17 protein-coding genes and 1 riboswitch are annotated in these 19,999 nt (G+C 72.1%); of the genes, 10 read left to right on the top strand and 7 right to left on the bottom strand.

Annotation, left to right across the window (positions count from 1 at the left end):
* The first annotated feature begins 20 nt into the window (after window positions 1-20).
* A complete protein-coding gene (locus tag CHF15_RS15920; protein WP_089224424.1) occupies window positions 21-1,622 on the top strand; it encodes a succinic semialdehyde dehydrogenase in 1,602 nt (533 codons plus the stop codon).
* On the top strand, window positions 1,622-3,406 hold the full coding sequence (locus CHF15_RS15915) for a GMC family oxidoreductase N-terminal domain-containing protein (protein WP_089224423.1): 1,785 nt from the start codon (window positions 1,622-1,624) through the stop codon (window positions 3,404-3,406). The genes CHF15_RS15920 and CHF15_RS15915 overlap by 1 nt, the downstream gene beginning before the upstream one ends.
* A gap of 523 nt (window positions 3,407-3,929) precedes the next feature.
* Here the strand turns inward: CHF15_RS15915 and CHF15_RS15910 are convergent.
* On the bottom strand, window positions 3,930-4,208 hold the full coding sequence (locus tag CHF15_RS15910; RefSeq protein WP_089224422.1) for a chorismate mutase: 279 nt from the start codon (window positions 4,206-4,208) through the stop codon (window positions 3,930-3,932).
* Window positions 4,209-4,486: 278 nt separating this feature from the next.
* Here CHF15_RS15910 and guaA point away from each other — a divergent pair, with 278 nt between their 5' ends.
* From guaA to CHF15_RS15895, 3 genes are all read left to right on the top strand, one after another.
* Window positions 4,487-6,070 (top strand): glutamine-hydrolyzing GMP synthase, encoded by a 1,584-nt coding sequence (gene guaA, locus CHF15_RS15905; protein ID WP_089224421.1) that lies wholly within the window; start codon window positions 4,487-4,489, stop codon window positions 6,068-6,070.
* Between the two features lie 89 nt (window positions 6,071-6,159).
* A complete protein-coding gene (locus CHF15_RS15900) occupies window positions 6,160-6,951 on the top strand; it encodes a class II aldolase/adducin family protein (protein ID WP_089224420.1) in 792 nt (263 codons plus the stop codon).
* A 119-nt stretch (window positions 6,952-7,070) separates the two neighbouring features.
* Complete coding sequence (locus tag CHF15_RS15895) at window positions 7,071-7,589, top strand: DoxX family protein (RefSeq protein WP_089224419.1); 519 nt, start codon at window positions 7,071-7,073, stop codon at window positions 7,587-7,589.
* On the opposite strand, the gene CHF15_RS15890 is transcribed toward CHF15_RS15895, so the two are convergent.
* Complete coding sequence (locus CHF15_RS15890; protein ID WP_089224418.1) at window positions 7,527-7,790, bottom strand: hypothetical protein; 264 nt, start codon at window positions 7,788-7,790, stop codon at window positions 7,527-7,529. The genes CHF15_RS15895 and CHF15_RS15890 overlap by 63 nt on opposite strands.
* Window positions 7,787-9,040: a PspC domain-containing protein gene (locus CHF15_RS15885; protein WP_089224417.1), complete on the bottom strand. Its 1,254-nt coding sequence runs from the start codon at window positions 9,038-9,040 to the stop codon at window positions 7,787-7,789. Before CHF15_RS15885 ends, CHF15_RS15890 begins: the two co-directional genes overlap by 4 nt.
* A gap of 109 nt (window positions 9,041-9,149) precedes the next feature.
* Here CHF15_RS15885 and CHF15_RS15880 point away from each other — a divergent pair, with 109 nt between their 5' ends.
* Both CHF15_RS15880 and CHF15_RS15875 read left to right on the top strand, forming a co-directional pair.
* The gene (locus CHF15_RS15880; RefSeq protein ID WP_089224416.1) at window positions 9,150-10,451 is read left to right on the top strand and encodes an ATP-binding protein; all 1,302 of its coding nucleotides are present in this window, start codon (window positions 9,150-9,152) and stop codon (window positions 10,449-10,451) included.
* Window positions 10,448-11,119, top strand: coding sequence for a LuxR C-terminal-related transcriptional regulator (locus CHF15_RS15875; protein WP_089224415.1), 672 nt, complete (start codon window positions 10,448-10,450; stop codon window positions 11,117-11,119). Before CHF15_RS15880 ends, CHF15_RS15875 begins: the two co-directional genes overlap by 4 nt.
* Before the next feature lie 18 nt (window positions 11,120-11,137).
* Here the strand turns inward: CHF15_RS15875 and CHF15_RS15870 are convergent, their stop codons facing one another.
* On the bottom strand, window positions 11,138-12,205 hold the full coding sequence (locus CHF15_RS15870; RefSeq protein ID WP_089224414.1) for a C40 family peptidase: 1,068 nt from the start codon (window positions 12,203-12,205) through the stop codon (window positions 11,138-11,140).
* Window positions 12,206-12,544: 339 nt separating this feature from the next.
* On the opposite strand from CHF15_RS15870, the gene CHF15_RS15865 reads away from it, so the two are divergent.
* Complete coding sequence (locus tag CHF15_RS15865) at window positions 12,545-12,898, top strand: hypothetical protein (protein ID WP_089224413.1); 354 nt, start codon at window positions 12,545-12,547, stop codon at window positions 12,896-12,898.
* Between the two features lie 52 nt (window positions 12,899-12,950).
* Here CHF15_RS15865 and CHF15_RS15860 read toward each other — a convergent pair whose 3' ends face one another.
* Window positions 12,951-14,087: a C40 family peptidase gene (locus CHF15_RS15860; protein WP_089224412.1), complete on the bottom strand. Its 1,137-nt coding sequence runs from the start codon at window positions 14,085-14,087 to the stop codon at window positions 12,951-12,953.
* Between the two features lie 8 nt (window positions 14,088-14,095).
* A riboswitch (cyclic di-AMP (ydaO/yuaA leader) is annotated at window positions 14,096-14,253 on the bottom strand.
* A 227-nt stretch (window positions 14,254-14,480) separates the two neighbouring features.
* Between CHF15_RS15860 and pcrA the strand changes: the two genes are divergently transcribed.
* Window positions 14,481-16,919: a DNA helicase PcrA gene (gene pcrA, locus CHF15_RS15855; protein ID WP_089224411.1), complete on the top strand. Its 2,439-nt coding sequence runs from the start codon at window positions 14,481-14,483 to the stop codon at window positions 16,917-16,919.
* A 63-nt stretch (window positions 16,920-16,982) separates the two neighbouring features.
* Here pcrA and CHF15_RS15850 read toward each other — a convergent pair whose 3' ends face one another.
* A complete protein-coding gene (locus CHF15_RS15850; RefSeq protein WP_089224410.1) occupies window positions 16,983-18,326 on the bottom strand; it encodes a M23 family metallopeptidase in 1,344 nt (447 codons plus the stop codon).
* A gap of 141 nt (window positions 18,327-18,467) precedes the next feature.
* A complete protein-coding gene (locus tag CHF15_RS15845) occupies window positions 18,468-19,286 on the bottom strand; it encodes an esterase/lipase family protein (protein WP_089224409.1) in 819 nt (272 codons plus the stop codon).
* Window positions 19,287-19,527: 241 nt separating this feature from the next.
* Between CHF15_RS15845 and CHF15_RS15840 the strand changes: the two genes are divergently transcribed.
* Window positions 19,528-19,941, top strand: a complete 414-nt coding sequence (locus tag CHF15_RS15840) for a cobalamin B12-binding domain-containing protein (RefSeq protein WP_018561210.1) — start codon at window positions 19,528-19,530, stop codon at window positions 19,939-19,941.
* Window positions 19,942-19,999 lie beyond the last annotated feature (58 nt).

Below are 19,999 nucleotides of genomic sequence, written 5' to 3'. Positions count from 1 at the left end.
CCCCGTCGTACGCTCCCGCCATGACGGACTCTCCTACTGCCGGTAACGGCAATCCGGTCGCCCCCTCCGGCACCAGGACCGCGGCGGACGTGGTGACCCCGGACCTCGTGGCGCGGCTCACGCGGGGTGTCGCCGGCAGCGGCCGGACCGTGAACCACACGCCGCTGACCGGCGAGAAGCTGGCGGAGCTCCCGGAGTCGACCCCGGAAGACGTGGCGGCGGCCTACGAGAGGGCGCGGGAGGCGCAGAAGGCCTGGGCGGCCACGCCGGTGCGCAGTCGCGCCGCGGTGCTGCTCCGCTTCCACGACCTCGTGCTGGCCCGTCAGTCCGAGGTGCTGGACCTGATCCAGCTGGAGACCGGCAAGGCGCGGCTGCACGCGCACGAGGAGGTGCTGGCGGTCGCCGTCGCCGCCCGGCACTACGGCGTCAAGGCCCCGTCGTACCTGAGGCCCAAGCGGCACACCGGCGCCATCCCGACCCTCACCAAGGTGCGGGAGCTGCGGCACCCGCGGGGCGTCGTCGGCCAGATCGCGCCGTGGAACTACCCCCTCGAACTCTCCGTCGGCGACGCGCTGCCCGCCTTCGTCGCCGGCAACGCCGTGGTGATGAAGCCGGACACCGAGACCGCGCTGACCGCCCTGTGGGCGCGCGAGCAGCTGATCGAGGCCGGGCTGCCCGCCGATGTCTGGCAGGTCGTCATCGGTGAGGGCCCGGTCGTCGGGCCGGCCGTCGTGGAGCACGCCGACTACGTCTCCTTCACCGGGTCCACCCGTACCGGCCGGGACGTGGCGACCCGGGCCGCGGCCCGCCTGATCGGCGCCTCCCTCGAACTCGGCGGCAAGAACGCCCTGCTGGTGCTGGAGGACGCCGACCTCGACAAGGCCGCCGAGGGCGCGGTCCGCGCGTGCTTCTCCTCGGCGGGCCAGCTGTGCATCTCCATCGAGCGGCTCTTCGTCCACGCCTCGGTCGCCGACGCCTTCCTGGAGCGCTTCACCGCGCGCACCCGGGCCCTCAAGCTGGGCACCGGCCTCGCCTACGGCGCCGGGATGGGCTCGCTGGCCGGCGAGCGCCAACTGGAGACCGTGACCCGGCACGTGGAGGAGGCCGTCGCCAAGGGCGCCACCGTCCTCACCGGCGGCCGGGCCCGGCCCGACGTCGGCCCGTACTTCTTCGAGCCGACCGTCCTGGACGGCGTCGAGCCGCCGATGGCCGTGTGCGCGGAGGAGACCTTCGGCCCGGTGGTGTCCGTGTACCGCTTCACCGACGAGGACGAGGCGGTCGAACGCGCCAACGCGACGCCGTACGGCCTCAATTCCAGCGTCTGGACCAAGGACACCCGTCGCGGCGCCCGCGTCGCCGCGCGCCTGCGCAGCGGCACCGTCAACGTCAACGAGGGCTACGCGCCGGCGTACGGCAGCGTGCAGTCCCCGATGGGCGGCATGAAGGACTCGGGGCTCGGGCGCAGGCACGGCTCGGAGGGCATCCTCAAGTACACCGAGGCGCAGACCGTGGCGACGCAGCGGCTGCTGCCGATGGCCCCGTCGCTGGGCATGGACGACTCGGCGTACGCGGCCCTCATGAGCCGCAGCCTCCGCGTGATGAAGGCGCTGAGGCTGCGTTGATGCAGGGGGAGCGGATGTCCTACGACTACGACGTGATCGTGATCGGGTCCGGCTTCGGCGGCTCCGTCTCCGCACTGCGCCTGACCGAGAAGGGCTACACGGTCGGCGTCCTGGAGGCGGGCCGCCGCTGGACCCGCGAGTCGCTGCCGAAGAACTCCTGGCACATCAGGGACTACCTGTGGGCCCCGGCGCTCGGCCTGTACGGGATCCAGCGCATCCACCTGCTCGACAACGTCATGATCCTGGCCGGCGCGGGGGTCGGCGGCGGTTCGCTGAACTACGCCAACACCCTGTACGTGCCGCCGAAGGCCTTCTTCGAGGACCGCCAGTGGGGCCACATCACCGACTGGCAGGAGGAGTTGGCCCCCTACTACGACCAGGCCAAGCGCATGCTCGGCGTCCGCCTCAACCCGACCATGACCCCCTCGGACGTCCACCTCAAGGCGACCGCCGAGCGGATGGGCGTCGGCGACTCCTTCCACATGGCCCCGGTCGGCGTCTTCTTCGGCGACGGCCGGGACGCCGCGGGCGACGCTAAGGCCGCTCCGGGCGGCGAGGTCCCCGACCCGTACTTCGGCGGCACCGGCCCGTCCCGGCGGGCCTGCACGGAGTGCGGGGAGTGCATGACCGGCTGCCGCCACGGCGCCAAGAACACCCTCAACGAGAACTACCTCCACCTCGCCGAGAAGGCGGGCGCCGAGATCCACGCGATGACCACCGTCACCGCCCTGTCGGAGAACCCCGAGGGCGGCTACGACGTCACCGTCGTCCCCACCGACGGCCGCCGCAAGGCGAAGCCGCGCGTGCTGCGCGCCGGGCACGTGGTCGTCGCCGCCGGGACGTACGGCACCCAGACGCTGCTGCACCGCATGCGCGACGCGGGCCGGCTGCCGGGCCTGTCCGCCCGGCTCGGCGAGCTGACCCGCACCAACTCCGAGGCGCTGGTGGGCGCGCAGACCGACAGCCGCCGCTACCGCAGGCGCACCGGCGAGCCGCGGGTGGACTTCACGCGCGGGGTGGCCATCACGTCCTCGATCCACCCCGACGCGAACACCCACATCGAGCCGGTCCGTTACGGCAAGGGCTCCAACTCGATGGGCGGCCTGTCCATCCTCCAGGTCCCGCACGGCACCCGGCTGCCGCGCGGGCTCGCCTACCTGGCGCACTGCGCGCGCCACCCGGTGCTGCTGATGCGGTCGCTGTCCAACCGCCGCTGGTCCGAGCGCACCATCATCGGCCTGGTCATGCAGTCCCTGGACAACTCGCTCACCACCTACCGCAAGCCCAAGGGTTTGGGGAAGGGACTGCTCACGGCCCGGCAGGGGCACGGCGCGCCCAACCCCTCCTTCATCCCGGAGGGCGCCGAGGCCGCGCGCCTGCTCGCGGAGGAGATCAACGGCTTCGCAGGCAGCAACGTGGGCGAGTTGATGGGCACCCCGCTCACCGCGCACTTCCTGGGCGGCTGCGCGATCGGCGAGGACGCCGAGCACGGCGTGATCGACCCGTACCACCGGCTCTTCGGACACCCGGGCATCCATGTGGTGGACGGCGCCGCGGTCTCCGCCAACCTGGGGGTCAACCCGTCGCTCACCATCACCGCGCAGGCCGAACGCGCCATGTCGCTGTGGCCCAACAAGGGCGACGCCGACCCGCGCCCGGCCCAGGGCGAGGCCTACCGGCGCGTCGCCGCGGTCGAGCCCCGGAGCCCGGTCGTCCCCGGGGACGCCTTCGGCGCGCTGCGGCTGCCGGTGCTCCCCGTCCCGCCGGTGCCGCCCAAGAGCTGACGCCGCCGGACGCCCGGACGCCGTGGGGGCCGCACCCGCTCGGGACGCGGCCCTCCCGGCCGTGTTCCGGGCGTGTTCCGACCGGGCACCGGACCGCGCGGAGAGCGCCATGTGCGGCCCGACTCACTCGATCGAGGGTCGGATACCTGCTCAAGTGCCGCGAAATGAGTAGTGTGTTCCTCGCAGAGCGGCCGGTCCCGGGCGTCCCCGGAACCGACCGCCACTTTGAGTCGTGACCGGGCTGCTGTCCCCTGCCGTCCGGTCACTATCACCGGAGCGAGGTCCCACGGCGCGACCGCATTGCTTCCACTCGCGCGGGCGCGCCTCATCGCTCCGGTGGCACCCCGCCCAGCTGCGTCTGAGCGGTGTCCACGCGTGGTCTTCGACGTCCTTGCTTCCCTGGCCCAGGGTCACCGCGCCTGGCTGGCACGGACACCGGATTCAACGAAGGCGTCCGTAGGCGGTCACGTGCCGTACGGGTGATGCCCCCCGAACGGGTCATACGGCCGGTGCCACGGGGGTCTCAGACCCGGCCGCGGCACAGCTCCAGCAGGGTCATGGCGAGTGCCGTGCCGGGCCTGCCCAACTGCTCGCTGTAGCGGCGGAGGATGTCCATCTCGCGGGAGAGGTGCACGCGGCGGCCGCCGGACTCGATGCGGGCGCGCTGGATGCCCGCCGAGACGGCCATCCGTTCCCGCACCAGCGCGATGATCCTCGCGTCGAGGTCGTCGATGCGCTCGCGGGCGTCCGCGACGACGGCGCCGGGGTCGGTGGTCCGCGGTGCCGCGGGGGTGCTGCTCATGGGGTTCCTCCTCGGGGGCCGGGCCCCCGGGCCGCCCGGGACGGGAAACGCCAGGCGCCCCGGGCCGTGTGGCCCGGGGCGCCTGGTGACGTCTGGATGCGTTTCCTCGCTCAGACAGCACGACCATGGCAGCCGGACCAGCCGGTGCCATAGGTAAACGCGAAGCGCGTGCCGTGGAGCATGCGGCACAGTGTGCGCCCTCGGGGCGGGGAAGTAAAGCCGCGGGCCCCGGTAGAATCGGCAGGGACCCCACGTTCGACACCGCCGGAAGGCCCACCGTGGCATCAGCGACCCCAGCCGCCCCCGACACCGTCCTCGTCGTTGACTTCGGGGCGCAGTACGCCCAGCTCATCGCCCGCCGCGTCCGGGAGGCCCGGGTCTACAGCGAGATCGTGCCGAGCACGATGCCGGTCGAGGAGATGCTGGCCAAGCGGCCCGCGGCGATCATCCTGTCCGGCGGCCCCTCGTCCGTGTACGCCGAGCACGCCCCGCGGCTGGACCGCGCCCTCTTCGAGGCGGGCGTCCCGGTCTTCGGCATGTGCTACGGCTTCCAGTTGATGGCGATCACCCTCGGCGGCACCGTCGACAACACCGGGGCGCGTGAGTACGGCCGCACCCCGCTGCACGTCGGCAAGACCGGCTCCACCCTCTTCGAGGGCACCCCGGCCGAGCAGTCGGTGTGGATGTCGCACGGCGACACCTGCACCGCCGCCCCGGAGGGCTTCTCCGTCTCCGCGGCCACCGACCTGGTGCCGGTGGCCGCGTTCGAGAACGACGAGAAGAAGCTCTACGGCGTCCAGTACCACCCCGAGGTCCTGCACTCCGACCACGGCCAGCAGGTGCTCGAGCACTTCCTCTACCGCGGCGCCGGCATCGCCCCCGACTGGACCACGCACAACGTGGTCGAGGAGCAGGTCGCCGCGATCCGCGCCCAGGTCGGCGACAAGCGCGCCATCTGCGGCCTGTCCGGCGGGGTGGACTCCGCGGTCGCCGCGGCCCTGGTCAACAAGGCCATCGGTGAGAAGCTGACCTGCGTCTACGTGGACCACGGCCTGATGCGCAAGGGCGAGTCCGAGCAGGTCGAGAAGGACTTCGTGGCGGCCACCGGCGTGCAGCTGAAGGTCGTCGACGCGCAGGAGCGCTTCCTGACCGCGCTCGCCGGGGTGTCCGACCCCGAGGAGAAGCGCAAGATCATCGGCCGGGAGTTCATCCGGGTCTTCGAGCAGGCCGCGAGCGAGATCGTCGCCGAGGCCGGCGCCCACGGAGAGTCGGTCGAGTTCCTGGTGCAGGGCACCCTCTACCCGGACGTCGTGGAGTCCGGCGGCGGCACCGGCACCGCCAACATCAAGTCCCACCACAACGTGGGCGGCCTCCCCGAGGACCTGCAGTTCCAGCTCGTCGAGCCGCTGCGCAAGCTGTTCAAGGACGAGGTCCGCATGGTCGGCCAGGAGCTCGGCCTGCCCGAGGAGATCGTCCAGCGCCAGCCCTTCCCGGGCCCGGGCCTGGGCATCCGCATCGTCGGCGAGGTCACCAAGGAGCGTCTGGACCTGCTGCGCGAGGCCGACGCCATCGCCCGCGAGGAGCTGACCGCCGCCGGTCTCGACCGCGACATCTGGCAGTGCCCGGTGGTGCTGCTCGCCGACGTCCGCTCGGTGGGCGTGCAGGGTGACGGCCGCACCTACGGCCACCCCATCGTGCTGCGACCGGTCTCCAGCGAGGACGCCATGACCGCGGACTGGTCGCGGCTGCCGTACGAGGTGCTGGCCCGGATCTCGACCCGGATCACCAACGAGGTCGCCGACGTCAACCGCGTCGTGCTGGACGTCACCAGCAAGCCCCCGGGGACCATCGAGTGGGAGTAGCCCCCTGAGTGGGGCAGGCGTGGGGCGATACCGGGGAAACCTGGTATCGCCCCTGTTCATCTGCGGTACCTCGGGGTAACTTCCGCGCCATGACCGACACCGCGCCGCAGCCCGTACCGCCCGATCGGCTCCATTTCGCCCTCCCGCCCACCTTCGAGGACCCCGCGGAGGAACGCCGCCACCGCAAGGAGCGGCTGGTGGTGGCGCTGCGGGCGTTCGCGGAGCTGGGGTTCGAGGACGGGGTGTCGGGTCACATCACCGTGCGCGATCCGGAGCTGCCGGACCATTTCTGGGTGAACCCCTTCGGGGTGCCGTTCCGGCACCTCACCGTGGGCGAGCTGATCCTGGCCAACCAGCACGGCGCCGTCGTCGAGGGCCGGCACCACGTCAACCAGGCGGCCTTCACCATCCACGCCCATGTGCACACCGCGCGGCCCGACGTGACCGCGGTCGTGCACAGCCACTCGACCTACGGCCGGGCGCTGGCCGCGCTGGGGGAGCGGCTGGAACCGATCACCCAGGACGCCTGCGCCTTCTACGAGGACCACGCCCTCTTCGACGCCTACACCGGGGTCGTGGTGGACGAGGCGCAGGCGCGGCGCATCGCGGTGGTCCTGGGGGCGTACAAGGCGGTGGTACTGCGCAACCACGGACTCCTGACGGTCGGCGAGACCGTGGACGCGGCGGCCTGGTGGTTCATGACGATGGAGAAGTCCTGCCAGGTGCAGCTGAGCGCGAAGGCGGCGGGCAAGCCGGTGTGGATCACGCACGAGGACGCGCTCGCCACCCGTGAGCAACTGGGACACGATCTGGTCGCCTGGATCAACTACCAGCCCACATACGAGCGGATAGCTCGCGATAATTCAGAGCTTTTTGATTGAACGACGACCGCTTCGCCTACGTATCTCCTAGGGCGCTCCTGGAGAATCGGTCCGGGAGGGGGTCCACGACGGGTGCGTGCGAGAGGGCGGACGTCATGAGCGTGACGGGTATAACGGGCATGAGCGGAACGAGGGACACGGAGCGGTACCCCAGCCAGGGGCCCTGGCGGGACACGGCCCGGCGCTACGCGCTGCTGCCACTGCGCATCTTCCTCGGCGTGACCTTCGTCTACGCCGGGTTCGACAAGCTGATGTCCGACACCTTCTTCAACGACAGCGCGCCCGGCTCGCTCGTCGCCACCCTCAACGCGGTGCGCGGCTCCGCCGCGATCCCGGGCATGATCGACCTGGCCATGGAGAACCCGCACGGCTTCGGCTACGCCATCGCCATCGGTGAGATCGCCGTCGGCATCGGCACCCTCGTCGGCCTCCTCAGCCGGATCGCCGCCCTGGGCGGGGCGCTGATCTCGCTGAGCCTGTGGCTGACGATCAGCTGGTCCACGCAGCCGTACTACTACGGCAACGACCTCGCCTACCTGATGGCCTGGCTGCCGCTGGTCCTCGCCGGCGCCCCGCTACTCTCCATCGACGCGATGATCGCCGGACGGCGCGGCCGGGGACGGCGCGGTCTGGCCTGAGCGCCGGGCGGCCCGTCCCCGCAGCATCCGGGAGGCGACCGAGCCGAGTGCCGCGAGCCCCAGACCCGCACAGGTCAGGGGCGCCGCGGCGGCCGGGGCCAGCGAGATCTCGCCCGCGGCGTCGAGCAGGAACACCGCGGCCAGCCCCAGCAGGACCAGCCCGGTCAACAGCGCCGAGGGCGCGAACGGATGCCGTCTCACGGGAACTGCACCACCTTCACCTGTCCGACGCCCACTTCCACGTCCAGCTCCACCGTGCCCTCGGACTTCCTTCCGTCCACCGGGCCCAGGGTCACCTTCCGGTCCAGCCCGGGCTGGACGTCGATGTCCTTCTCCTTCTCACCCGGCAACTGCACATCGCCCACGCCCACCTGGACGTGCATCCGCAGCGTGAGGTCCTCCGGGATCCTGACCACCAGCTGCCCCGCGCCGATCTGGGCCCGCGTCGAGACGGTGCGGCCGCCCGGCTGGAGCTTCGACAGGTCGAGCGTCGCCCGGCCGGTGCCCAGCTCGTACGAGTCCTGCACCGCCGAGAGCGTGGCGGGCGTCCAGGTGCGCTGCTTCCAGTCGGTGCCGACCGACCGGGGCAGTGTCGTGGAGCCCACCAGCAGCGCGGCGGTCAGCAGCACCACGAAGACGGTGCCGCCCCCGAGCCGCCCCCACCAGGTGCTCACCAGGAAGCCCAGACCGAAGACGGCCAGTGCGGAGCCGAGGCCGATCTGCACGCTGGTGGCCAGTGGCTGGGACGACCAGGACGCGGCGAGGCCGCCCGCGGCCGCGGCCGCCGCCAGGAAGAACACCAGCACACCGAGCCAGGCGCCCTCGCGCCGTACCGCCCGGCGCCGGTCCCGCCACTCGCGGCGGTCGCGTTCCACGTCCGAGGGACCGTCGTCCGGGCCCCACAGGTAGCCGCCCGGCCCGGGAACCGGGGGCGCGTCCTCGACCGCGGTCTCCTTCCACCACGCCGCCGTGGCGGGCTGCGGCGGCGGCTGCGTCGGCGGCGGCGCGACCGGCTGCGCGGGTGCCTCGCTCGCCTGCCGGCGGTGCACCGACCAGTACACCGCGCCGGCGAAGGCCGCCAGCAGCCCCAGCGAGAAGGCCAGGTTCCCGCCGCTGCCCAGCATCGACAGGAACAGCCCGCAGCCGACCAGCGCGACCAGCACCGCCGTCAGCGCCGTCCCCTCGACCCGGCCCGACAGCAGCCGGTGCGCCTCGCTCTCGGTCTCCCCCTCCAGCGGGACGAGCAGCCACGCCAGGCCGTAGGCCACCAGCCCGAGGCCGCCGGTGAGCGCCAGCACGCCGAGCACGATCCGGAAGACCACCGGGTCGATGTCGAAGTACCGTCCCGCGCCCTCGCAGACGCCGGCGATCACCTTCCGCTCGCGGCAGCGCGCCAGCCGCCGGCCCGGCGGTGACCCGGCCGCCTCCGTCTCCGTGTACTGCTCCGTCATGGCTCCATGGTGGCGGTCCGGGACGTGTGCCGGTATCCGGAACGACCCTGACCCCGCATGGGGGCCAACCCTGATACCCACCGTGCGCGAAACATGTGACGATCGGGACATGCCAGCCGCCGGACCACCGACCAGCCCGCCCAACGGGGCGTCGTACTTCGCGCCGCCGGACACGGCCGGATCCCCGGTCCGCAAGCTCTACCGCAGCTCCGAGGGCCGGATGATCGGCGGTGTCGCCCGCGGGCTGGCCGGACACCTCGGACTGCCCGTGGCATGGGTGCGGGTGGTCTTCGTCGTCCTGGCCACCATCCAGGGCCTCGGCGTCCTGCTGTACGCGGTCTTCTGGTTCGTGGTGCCGCTCGGCGTCGGCGGGGTCGTCGAGGCCAAGGAGCCGCGCGACGCCCGTTCCTGGCTCGCCGGACGAAGGCCCGACCGGGGCCAGATCGTCGCGCTCATCGCGCTCGCCATCGGCCTCGGCATCCTGCTGGACAACCTCAACCTCGGCAGGGCCAACGCCTATGTGTGGCCGCTGCTGCTGATCGGGCTCGGCGTCGCCCTGGTGTGGCGGCAGGCCGACAACGCCCGCCGGGCCCGCTGGGCCGAGCTGAGCCGCCGCAAGAGGCTGCTGCCCTTCGCGCGCGGCGCCGCCGGGGTGATCCTCGTCGGCGTGGGTGTGACCGGCTTCCTCGTCGTGCAGGGTTCGGTCAGCCACCTGGGCACCATCCTGCAGGCCGCGCTCGCCGTCCTGGTCGGCGCGGCGCTGATCGCCGGACCGTACCTCGTGCGCATGACCCAGGACCTGTCCGCGGAGCGGCTGGCCCGCATCCGGGCGCAGGAGCGGGCCGAAGTCGCCGCACACGTCCACGACTCCGTGCTGCACACCCTGACCCTCATCCAGCGGCACGCCGAGGAACCGCGCGAGGTCGCGCGGCTGGCCCGCGCGCAGGAACGGGAGCTGCGGGCCTGGCTCTACCGGCCCGAGGGCAACGGCAGGGACGACGAGCCGGCCACCCTCGCCGAGGCGGTGCGCCGGGCGGCGGCCGAGGTGGAGGACGCGCACGGGGTGCCCGTCGAGGTGGTGTGCGTCGGCGACTGCCCGCTCGACGAGCGCCTGGTGGCGCAGATGCAGGCCGCCCGCGAGGCCATGGTCAACGCCGCCAAGTACGGTGGGGACGAACCCGTTCAGGTGTACGCGGAGGTCGAGGAGAGCAGGGCCTTCGTATCGGTCCGCGACCGCGGCCCCGGTTTCGACCTCGAGGACGTACCGTCGGACAGGATGGGCGTCCGGGAGTCGATCATCGGCCGGATGCGGCGCAACGGTGGCGAGGCGCGGCTGCGCTCCGCACCGGGCGGGGGGACGGAAGTGGAGCTGGAGATGGACAGGGCCCAGGGACCAGGGAGGTCGTCATGAGCACGGAACGACGCGTGAGGGTCGTCCTCGTCGACGACCACCGGATGTTCCGCACCGGGGTGCAGGCCGAGATCGGCGAGACCGAGCGGACCGGGGTCGACGTGGTCGGCGAGGCCGCCGACGTGGACCAGGCGGTCTCCGTCATCTCCGCGACGCGGCCCGGCGTCGTCCTGCTCGACGTCCATCTGCCGGGCGGCGGCGGGGTGGAGGTGCTCAAGCGCTGCGCCGGGCTCATGGCCGACGCCGAACACCCCGTGCGGTTCCTGGCGTTGTCGGTCTCCGACGCCGCCGAGGACGTCATCGGGGTGATCCGCGGCGGCGCCCGCGGCTATGTGACCAAGACCATCACCGGCCCTGACCTGGTCAGTTCGGTGTTCCGGGTCGCCGACGGCGACGCCGTCTTCTCGCCCCGGCTGGCCGGCTTCGTCCTCGACGCCTTCGCCTCCACCGACGCCCCGCCGGTCGACGAGGACCTGGACCGGCTGACCCAGCGCGAGCGCGAGGTGCTGCGGCTGATCGCACGCGGCTACGCGTACAAGGAAGTCGCCAAGCAGCTCTACATCTCGGTGAAGACGGTCGAGTCGCACGTCTCGGCGGTGCTGCGCAAGCTGCAGCTCAGCAACCGGCACGAACTCACCCGCTGGGCGACCGCCCGCCGGCTGGTCTGAGGCCCCGCGGCGCGGGCGTCACGCCGGCCGCGTGGCGCCCGCGAAGGGCATCTGGTCGACCGGGGCGAGTTTGACGACGTCACCGGTGCGGGGGGCGTGGATCATCATGCCGTTGCCCACGTACAGGCCGACGTGGCTGATCCCCGAGTAGAAGAACACCAGGTCGCCGGGCTCCAGTTGGGAGCGGGAGACCCGGGTGCCCGCGTTGATCTGGGTGTACGTCGTGCGCGGCAGGGACACCCCGCCCGACCGCCACGCGGCCTGCGTGAAGCCCGAGCAGTCGTACGCCGAGGGCCCGGTGGCGCCCCAGACGTAGGGCAGGCCGAGGGAGTCGTAGGCGAAGGAGACGGCGCGGGCGGCCCGCGCGTTGGGGGCGGCGGCGGGCGCCAGGCCGGTACGGGAGCCGGTGGCGGCGCGGCCGGCACGGGCCGGGTCGGCGGAACCGTGGCCCCCGGAGGACAGCACCTCGGCGCGCTGGCCGGCGGTGAGACGGCCGAGCAGCTGCCGCGCGGAGGCCAGGCGCTGCTCCACGGTGCGCTTGTGGCGGGCGAGTTCGGCCCGGGTGCCGCGCAGTTCCGCCAGCTCGCCCTCGGTCTCGGTGCGCAGCTGCTCGATGTCCCGCCGCTGGGCCGACAGGGCGCGCAGCGCGGCGTTCTGGCGGCTGCTCATCCGGTCCAGCATCCCGGCGCGCTCCAGGTAGTCGCCGGGGGAGGAGGCGAGGGCCAGCTGGACGGCGGGGTCGATGCCGCCGCTGCGGTACTGGGCGGTGGCGAGGGAGCCGAGGCCGTCCCGGGTGCCGTTGAGGCGCTCGGTCCTGCGGGCGAGTTCGTCCTGGAGGCGCTCGATGCGCCCGGTGGCCGTGTCCGCCTTCTCCTTCGCGCCGTTGTACCGCTCGGTGGCCTGCTCGGCCTCCTCGTACAGCCGGTCCACCCTGGCCCTGGCCTCGTCCGCGGTCAGCCGGGGTTCCGCGTGCCCGGCCTCCCCGAACAGCGTCACCGAAGCCGCGCCCGCCAGGGCGAGACCGGCGGCGGTGCGCGCGGTCGTGCCTGCCCGACCGCGTTCCTTGGGCCTTCTGTGCGACGCCACGCGACGCCACTCCTTCCGGGCTGTCCGTACGTCCCCCGGCGGTCCGGCGGCGGGCGGACGGGGAGCCGTCCACCGCCGGACCTTCGGCGGGGGCGGCCGTGCCGGGGACGGGGTCCGCGCGGCAGTGGGGATCGGCCACCTGGGGCAGGACGCTAAACCTGGACGCCGCGAGGGGGCTCCGCACTGTGCGGGACTGGTCCGATTCGGCCGCGGACTGCCCACGGATGACCGCTGTTCGACGGGTGACCTGGTCACTTTCGGTCCGGCTGTGATCGATGTGACGGAAGAGTGCGACCTCGGTGCCGGGCGCTGGTATGGGCCTGGTTAGGGTCCTGAGCCATGGACGTACTCATCAACCTGATCGTCGGCCTGCACATCATCGGCATCGCCGCGCTGCTGGGCGGGTTCCTCACCCAGGTGAAGGCCATGGGCCGCGGCGAGGCCCGCTTCGTGCCGGGCATGCTGCACGGCGCGCTGACCATGCTGGTCACCGGCGTGCTGCTGGTCGGCCTCAACCAGGCCGACGACCAGCCGGTGAACAACATCAAGATCGGCGTGAAGCTCGCGGTCCTGGTGGTGATCCTCGGCCTGGTCTACGTCAAGCGGGACGAGGAGAAGGTGCCGGCGGCGGCCTTCGGCACCGTGGGTGCGCTGACCACCGCCAACATCTTCATCGCGGTGCTGTGGACCTGAGCCCGGCCGCGGACGGCCGGGCGGGGGCCCAGGCCCAGGCCCAGGCTCGGGCTCAGGCCATCCGGGCGTAGCCGTAGATCGGCATCTCCGTGATCGGGGCGATCTTCACCACGCTCCCGGTGTGCGGGGCGTGGATCATCTGGCCGCCGCCGATGTAGAGGCCGACGTGGGTGATGTCCGAGTAGAAGAAGACCAGGTCGCCGGGTTGCAGCTGGTCCGCGCTGACGCGGCTGCCGAAGTCGACCTGGTCGTAGGTGACACGGGGGATCGAGACGCCCGCGGCGCCCCAGGCGGCCTGGGTCAGGCCCGAGCAGTCGTAGGAGTTCGGGCCGGTGGCGCCGTACACGTACGGCTTGCCCAGCTGGGCCCGCGCGAACTCGATCGCCTTGGCCGCCTTGGCGGCGTAGGTCCCCGACGCCGGGGCCGTCGAGCCCGAGGAGCCGGTGGACGAGCCCGACTCCTTCGCCGCCGCCTCCTGAGCGGCCTTCTCCTTCGCGGCGATCTCCGCCGCCTTCTCGGCGGCCTCCTCCTGGCGCTTCTTCTCCAGCGCCGCCAGCCGCGCCTTCTCCTGGGCGGTGAGGCTGTTCAGCAACTTCTGCGCCGCGGCGAGCTTCTGCTTGACCGCGGTCTTCTCCGCGCTCAGCCGCTGCTGGGCCTCGGTCAGCTTCTGCAGGCTCTCCACGGCCTCGGAGCGCTTGGCCGTCGTCTCGGCCTGCTCGGAGCGGAAGGTCTCCAGCGCGTGCTCCTGGCGGTCGGACAGGCGGTCCATCAGGTGCGCCTGGTCCAGGAACTGCTGCGGGTCGGAGGTGAGCAGGAAGGTCGTCGTCCCGTCCAGGCCGCCGCCGCGGTACTGCGCCGCGGCGTACTCGCCGATCGTGCGGCGCGCGGTGTTGAGCGTCTCGGTCTTGCGGGCCACCTGGTCGAGCAGCGCGTCGGCGCGCGTGCGCTGCTGCTCGGTCTGCTCCTTGGCGCCGTTGTAGCGCTCGGTGGCGGCCTCCGCCTGGTGGAAGAGCTTGTCGACCTGGGCCTTGACCTCGGTGATGGAGGGCTTGTCGGGTGAGGCGGGCGCCGCGCTCGCGCTCTCGCCGAAGAGGGTGACGGTCGCCAGTGCGGCGGTCGTGAGTCCCACCGCGGCCCGGGGGCCGGGGACGGTCAGCGCGCGGGGGCGCGGCTTGCGGTGCGTCGCCAAGTCAGGCGGCTCCTTCCGTGGACCGCCTACCGGGTTAGCTGTCGGGTTCGGGCTTCGGAAGGCCGCCCTACGGTCCGTGCGGGCGCGTCGCGCTCGTACGGACCGATTCACCCCAAGGTCGTGGGTCCCCGGCTCCGGCGGTCGCCGGACTCAGCGGAGGCGGCCCGTGACGGCACGGTCGCCGCCGCGTGGAGCGGACCGCCTGATCCGGCACGGTAGTCAACTGCGGGGGTCCGTGGGAACCCTGGTGTTCGAATTGTCCGCAATCATTTCGTGACCTTCACCATTCGGGGCCGCGACGGGCGGCCGGGACGGCGCCCGGGGCGTCCGGTGGGTACGGGCTCGGGCAAGCGGCGCAACGTTGTCCGTCCCACGGCCTAGACTCGGGAGGCGATGAGCAGCCTCTTTGACGACAGCTTCCTGGCCGGCCTCGAACCGAGGGAGGAGGAGCCCCCGCCGCCCCCCGAGGACGGGCCCGAGACGGTTCCCGACGACCTCTTCGAGGGGCGCTTCGACGCGCCCGTGGACCGGGACGCGTACTACCGCGACGGCGCCCCCCGCCCGGCCGTGGACCCGGCCGCGCTGCTCGAGGGCCTGAACGACGAGCAGCGCGCCGCCGTCGAGCACTCCGGCTCCCCGCTGCTCATCGTCGCCGGCGCCGGCTCCGGCAAGACCCGGGTGCTCACCCACCGCATCGCGTACCTGCTGGGCGCCCGCAAGGTGCACCCCGGCCAGATCCTGGCGATCACCTTCACCAACAAGGCCGCCGGGGAGATGAAGGAGCGCGTCGAGCAGCTGGTCGGCCCGCGCGCCAATGTGATGTGGGTCTCCACCTTCCACAGCGCGTGCGTCCGCATCCTGCGCCGGGAGTCCAAGAGGCTCGGCTTCACCTCCAGTTTCTCGATCTACGACGCGGCCGACTCCAAGCGCCTGATGGCCCTGGTCTGCCGTGACCTGGACCTGGACCCCAAGCAGTTCCCGCCGAAGTCCTTCAGCGCCAAGGTCTCCAACCTCAAGAACGAGCTCATCGACGAGGAGACCTTCGCCGACCAGGCCGAGAACCCCTTCGAGAAGAAGCTCGCCGAGGCCTACGCGATGTACCAGTCGCGGCTGCGCGAGGCCAACGCGCTCGACTTCGACGACATCATCATGACCACGGTCAACCTGCTCCAGGCCTTCCCGGACGTGGCCGAGCACTACCGGCGCCGCTTCCGGCACGTCCTGGTCGACGAGTACCAGGACACCAACCACGCCCAGTACACCCTGGTGCGCGAGCTGGTCGGCACGGCGACCGGGGACGAGGCCGAGGGCGAGGAGCCCGCCGAGCTGTGCGTGGTCGGTGACGCCGACCAGAGCATCTACGCCTTCCGCGGCGCGACGATCCGCAACATCCTCCAGTTCGAGGAGGACTACCCGCAGGCCCGCACCATCCTGCTGGAGCAGAACTACCGCTCCACCCAGAACATCCTGACCGCCGCCAACGCCGTCATCGAGCGCAACGCCTCGCGCCGGCCGAAGAACCTGTGGACGGAGGCCGGGCAGGGCCCGGTCATCACCGGCTACGTCGCCGACCAGGAGCACGACGAGGCGCAGTTCATCGCCGACGAGATCGACCGGCTCACCGACGCCGGGGACGCCCGCCCCGGTGACGTGGCGGTCTTCTACCGGACCAACGCGCAGTCCCGTGTCTTCGAAGAGGTCTTCATCCGCGTCGGCCTGCCCTACAAGGTCGTCGGCGGGGTCCGCTTCTACGAGCGCAAGGAGGTCCGGGACGTCCTGGCCTACCTGCGCGTGCTCGCCAACCCCGAGGACACCGTCCCGCTGCGCCGCATCCTGAACGTGCCCAAGCGCGGCATCGGGGAGCGCGCCGAGGCGATGGTCGACGCCCTGGCCTCGCGCGAGCGGATCTCCTTCGCCGCCGCGCTGCGCCGGGTCGACGAGGCCTTCGGCATGGCCGCCCGCTCGCTCAACGCCGTCAAGCGCTTCAACGAACTGCTGGAGGAGCTGCGCACCGTCGTCGACTCCGGCGCCGGACCCGCCACCGTCCTGGAGGCGGTGCTGGAGCGTACGGGCTACCTGGCCGAGCTCCAGGCCTCCACCGACCCGCAGGACGAGACCCGCATCGAGAACCTCCAGGAACTCGCGGCGGTCGCCCTGGAGTTCGAGCAGGAGCGCACCGAGGAGGAGCCCGGCACGCTCGCCGAGTTCCTGGAGCGGGTCGCACTGGTCGCCGACTCCGACCAGATCCCGGACGACGACGAGGGCGGCGGCGTCATAACGCTGATGACCCTGCACACCGCCAAGGGCCTGGAGTTCCCGGTGGTCTTCCTGACCGGCATGGAGGACGGGGTCTTCCCGCACATGCGCGCGCTCGGCCAGACCAAGGAACTGGAGGAGGAGCGGCGGCTCGCCTACGTCGGCATCACGCGGGCGCGGCAGCGGCTGTACGTGACGCGGTCCACCATGCGCAGCGCCTGGGGCCAGCCCTCGTACAACCCGGCCTCGCGCTTCCTGGAGGAGATCCCGGAGCCGCTCATCGAGTGGAAGCGCACGGGCGCCTCCGCGGCACCCTCCGCCTCGGTGTCGGCGGCGGCCTCGATGCTGTCGCGTTCCTCCTCGAAGAGCGGCCCCTCCGGTTTCGCGACGCGGCGCACCCAGGACCGCCCGGTCATCTCTCTGGCCGTGGGAGACCGGGTCACGCACGACACGTTCGGGCTGGGCACGGTCGTCGGGGTCGACGGCAGCGGGGACAAGGCCAAGGCCGTCATCGACTTCGGCGACGAGCGGCCGAAGGTGCTGCTGCTGCGGTACGCGCCGGTGGAGAAGCTCTAGCCGGGTCCGGGTCCGGGTCCGGGTCCGGGTCCGGACCCCGGCCCTGGTCCGGGGATCCGGGGTTCAGCGCGGGTCGACCCCGTGGTTCAGCAGCCACTGCAGCGGGTCGACGGCGGAGCCGCCGGCGGGACGTACCTCGAAGTGGAGGTGCGGACCGGTGGAGTTGCCCGAATTGCCGGAGTAGGCGATGACGTCGCCGGCCTTGACCGAGCCCGAGCGGATCTTGGTGCTGCTCAGGTGGCAGTACCAGGTCTCGGTGCCGTCGGGGGAGGTCACTATGGCCATGTTGCCGTAGGCGCTGTTCCACTGGGTGCGCACGACGCCGTCGGTCGCGGCCATCACCGGCGTGCCGTAGTCCACCGGGAAGTCGATGCCGGTGTGGACCGACATCCAGTTCACGCCCGCCTGGCCGAAGTAGGCGCTCAGGCCGTGGTTCTTCACCGGGAGCATGAACTTGGGGCGCAGCTGCTCCTTGAGGGCCGCCTCCGCGGCCTTCTTCGCGCGCTCCTGCGCCTGGCGCTCCTTGAGGTCGATGCGCTCCTGGCTGCGGCTGGCGCGGTCGGTGAAGTCGTCGACGTCCCGGTTGACCCGGGCGATCTGCTGGTCGAGCTTCGTGGTCGGGGCATTGGCCGCCTCCGGGACGCCGTCGGCCTGGGTGCGGCTGCTGTCGGCGGCGTCCTCGGTGTTGACGGTGACGGCGGCCGCGCAGGCGACGCCCATCACCGCCACGGAGGGGACGGCGACGGTGAGCAGGGCCGAGCGCCGGGCCGGGCGGCGCCTGCGGTTCCCGCCGCCGCTTCCGCCGCGCGGGCGGGGCAGGGCGGCCGCGGGGGTGTCTTCCTCGGAGGCGTGCTCCGGTTCCGGCTCGGTGTCGTCCTCGGTGCCGTCGTAGGCGTCGTCGTAGGCCTCGGGCTCGTAGTGCTCGGCCTCGTAGGACTCCGCCTCGTAGTGCTCGGCCCCGTGGTGCTCCGGGGCGTAGGCCTCGGGCCCGTACTGCTCCGGCTGCTCGTAGGCGGCGGGCTCGGGCGCGTGGCCGTGGGTGACCTCGGGCTCCCCGTAGGCGGCGTGGACGGCCGTGTGCTCGTACTGCGTGTAGTCGTAGGCCGCCGTCGGCTGCGACTGCGAGGGGTCCAGGTACCAGGTGCCCGTGGCCGCGGCCGTGGCGTCGCCGTAGCCGGCGGTCTGCCCCGAGGGCCAGTGGCCGGTCGCCGTGGTGCCGACGGTGGTGTCGTACGAGACGGTGGCGTAGGAGCCCGTGTCGTAGGCCGGGTAACCCTGGCAGGAGCCGAAGAGGGGATCGTCATTCGCGTAAGCGGCGCCCGTGGGCGCGTACGAGGCGTCGGAGTGACCCTCGTACCCATAGCCGCTGTACTCGGGGGCGTACCCCGCCGGATGACGGTCGTTCACCGCTTCTCTTTCGCCTCGGCAGCAGGAGAATTAGCGGCGACTGTATCCCCCAGCGGGCGACGCCCACAATCTTCGGCGGGATTCAGGGATCCCCGATGCCTTGTGTTCGACGGCCTTTCGATGCTTATGGGGGCAAGGCCGTCAGGCGGCGTCCGCGGCTCCCGACGCCAGTTCCTCACCCAGCAGCGCCTGCCGGATGCCGGCGGCGATGGCGGCGTGGACGGGCATGGTCAGATGCCCGACCCCCGCGACGTGGACGTTGCGGGCGATGAGGTCGGGGTGGTCGAGCCGGGCGGCCTCGACCGGGCTCATCAGTTCGTCCAGATCGCTCCAGAACGCCACGAAGCGGGTGCGGCAGCCGGGCGCGGGCTTGGCGAGCTCCTCGATGAGGTCGGAGTTGGGGCGCATCTGGCGGACGATCGGATGCGGGTTCAGCAGCGGCGCGGCCCGGGTCCCGGCGTGCGGGGTGCCCAGGGTGACCACGGTGCGCACCCGCGTGTCGCCGCCCAGGCGCTGGGCGTAGTAGCGCGCGATGAGCCCGCCGAGGCTGTGGCCCACGATGTCCACCCGGCGGTGCCCCGTCTGCTCGCAGATCTGTTCGACGTGGCGTCCGAGGAGAGCCGCCGCCGTACGGATGTCGCAGGTCAGCGGCGAGTAGTTGAGCGCCTGCACATGCGGCCAGCCGTGCCGGCGCAGCGACCGGCGGAGCATCGCGAACACCGAACGGTTGTCCACGAAGCCGTGCAGCAGCAGCACCGGGGGGTGGCTCCGGCCCGCGGTGGGGAGCCGGGGCGGGTCCTCGGAGTCACCGGCCGCCGGCTGCGGCCCGCGTTCCTGGAAGATTCCGGTCGGGTAGAGAAAGACATGACCGGTCAGGATGGCGATCTCGATCGCCGCGGCTCGTACGTAGGCCGCCTGGCGTACCAAGCGGTCTCCGACACCGAAAGACAGGACGCCCATGGCCTACCTCCCGTGGGCACACGGAGACGGCCCTGTCCCCCGTGCGCCGAGAACGCGACGGCCCGTGTCGCCTGCTGAACGAAGGACGACCACGGGCCGAACGCGTTTCTAACGTGAACGTGTCCCATGTGTGATTTCCCCCTCGGGGCCCTTCGTGAAACTGTCCGCACGGGGGATGCTGGCGATAACGTTCGTTCACACATGTGCCCGCTGAGCGCAGCAAACGTGTATGGAGGCAGTGATGGGAGTGTCCGGACCGATCCGTGTGGTGGTCGCCAAGCCGGGGCTGGACGGTCACGACCGCGGGGCCAAGGTCATCGCCCGTGCGCTGCGGGACGCCGGCATGGAGGTCATCTACACCGGTCTCCACCAGACGCCCGAGCAGATCGTGGACACCGCGATCCAGGAGGACGCCGACGCCATCGGCCTGTCGATCCTCTCCGGGGCCCACATGACGCTCTTCGCCAAGGTGATCGAGCTGCTCCGCGACCGTGAGGCCGAGGACATCAAGGTCTTCGGCGGCGGGATCATCCCGGAGGACGACATCGCCCCGCTGCGGGAACTGGGCGTGGCCGCGATCTTCACCCCGGGTACGCCGACCACCGACGTCATCACCTGGGTGAACGACAACATCCGCCATCCGGCCGAAGCCTGATCGTCGCGGCGGTGCGGGCGTGCCCCGCACCGCCACCGGACGGCAGCCACGGCGGCGG

Origin of the sequence: Actinacidiphila glaucinigra (assembly GCF_900188405.1) — a bacterium.
GTDB lineage: Bacteria > Actinomycetota > Actinomycetes > Streptomycetales > Streptomycetaceae > Actinacidiphila > Actinacidiphila glaucinigra.
This window is presented reverse-complemented; position numbering and strand designations above follow the sequence as displayed.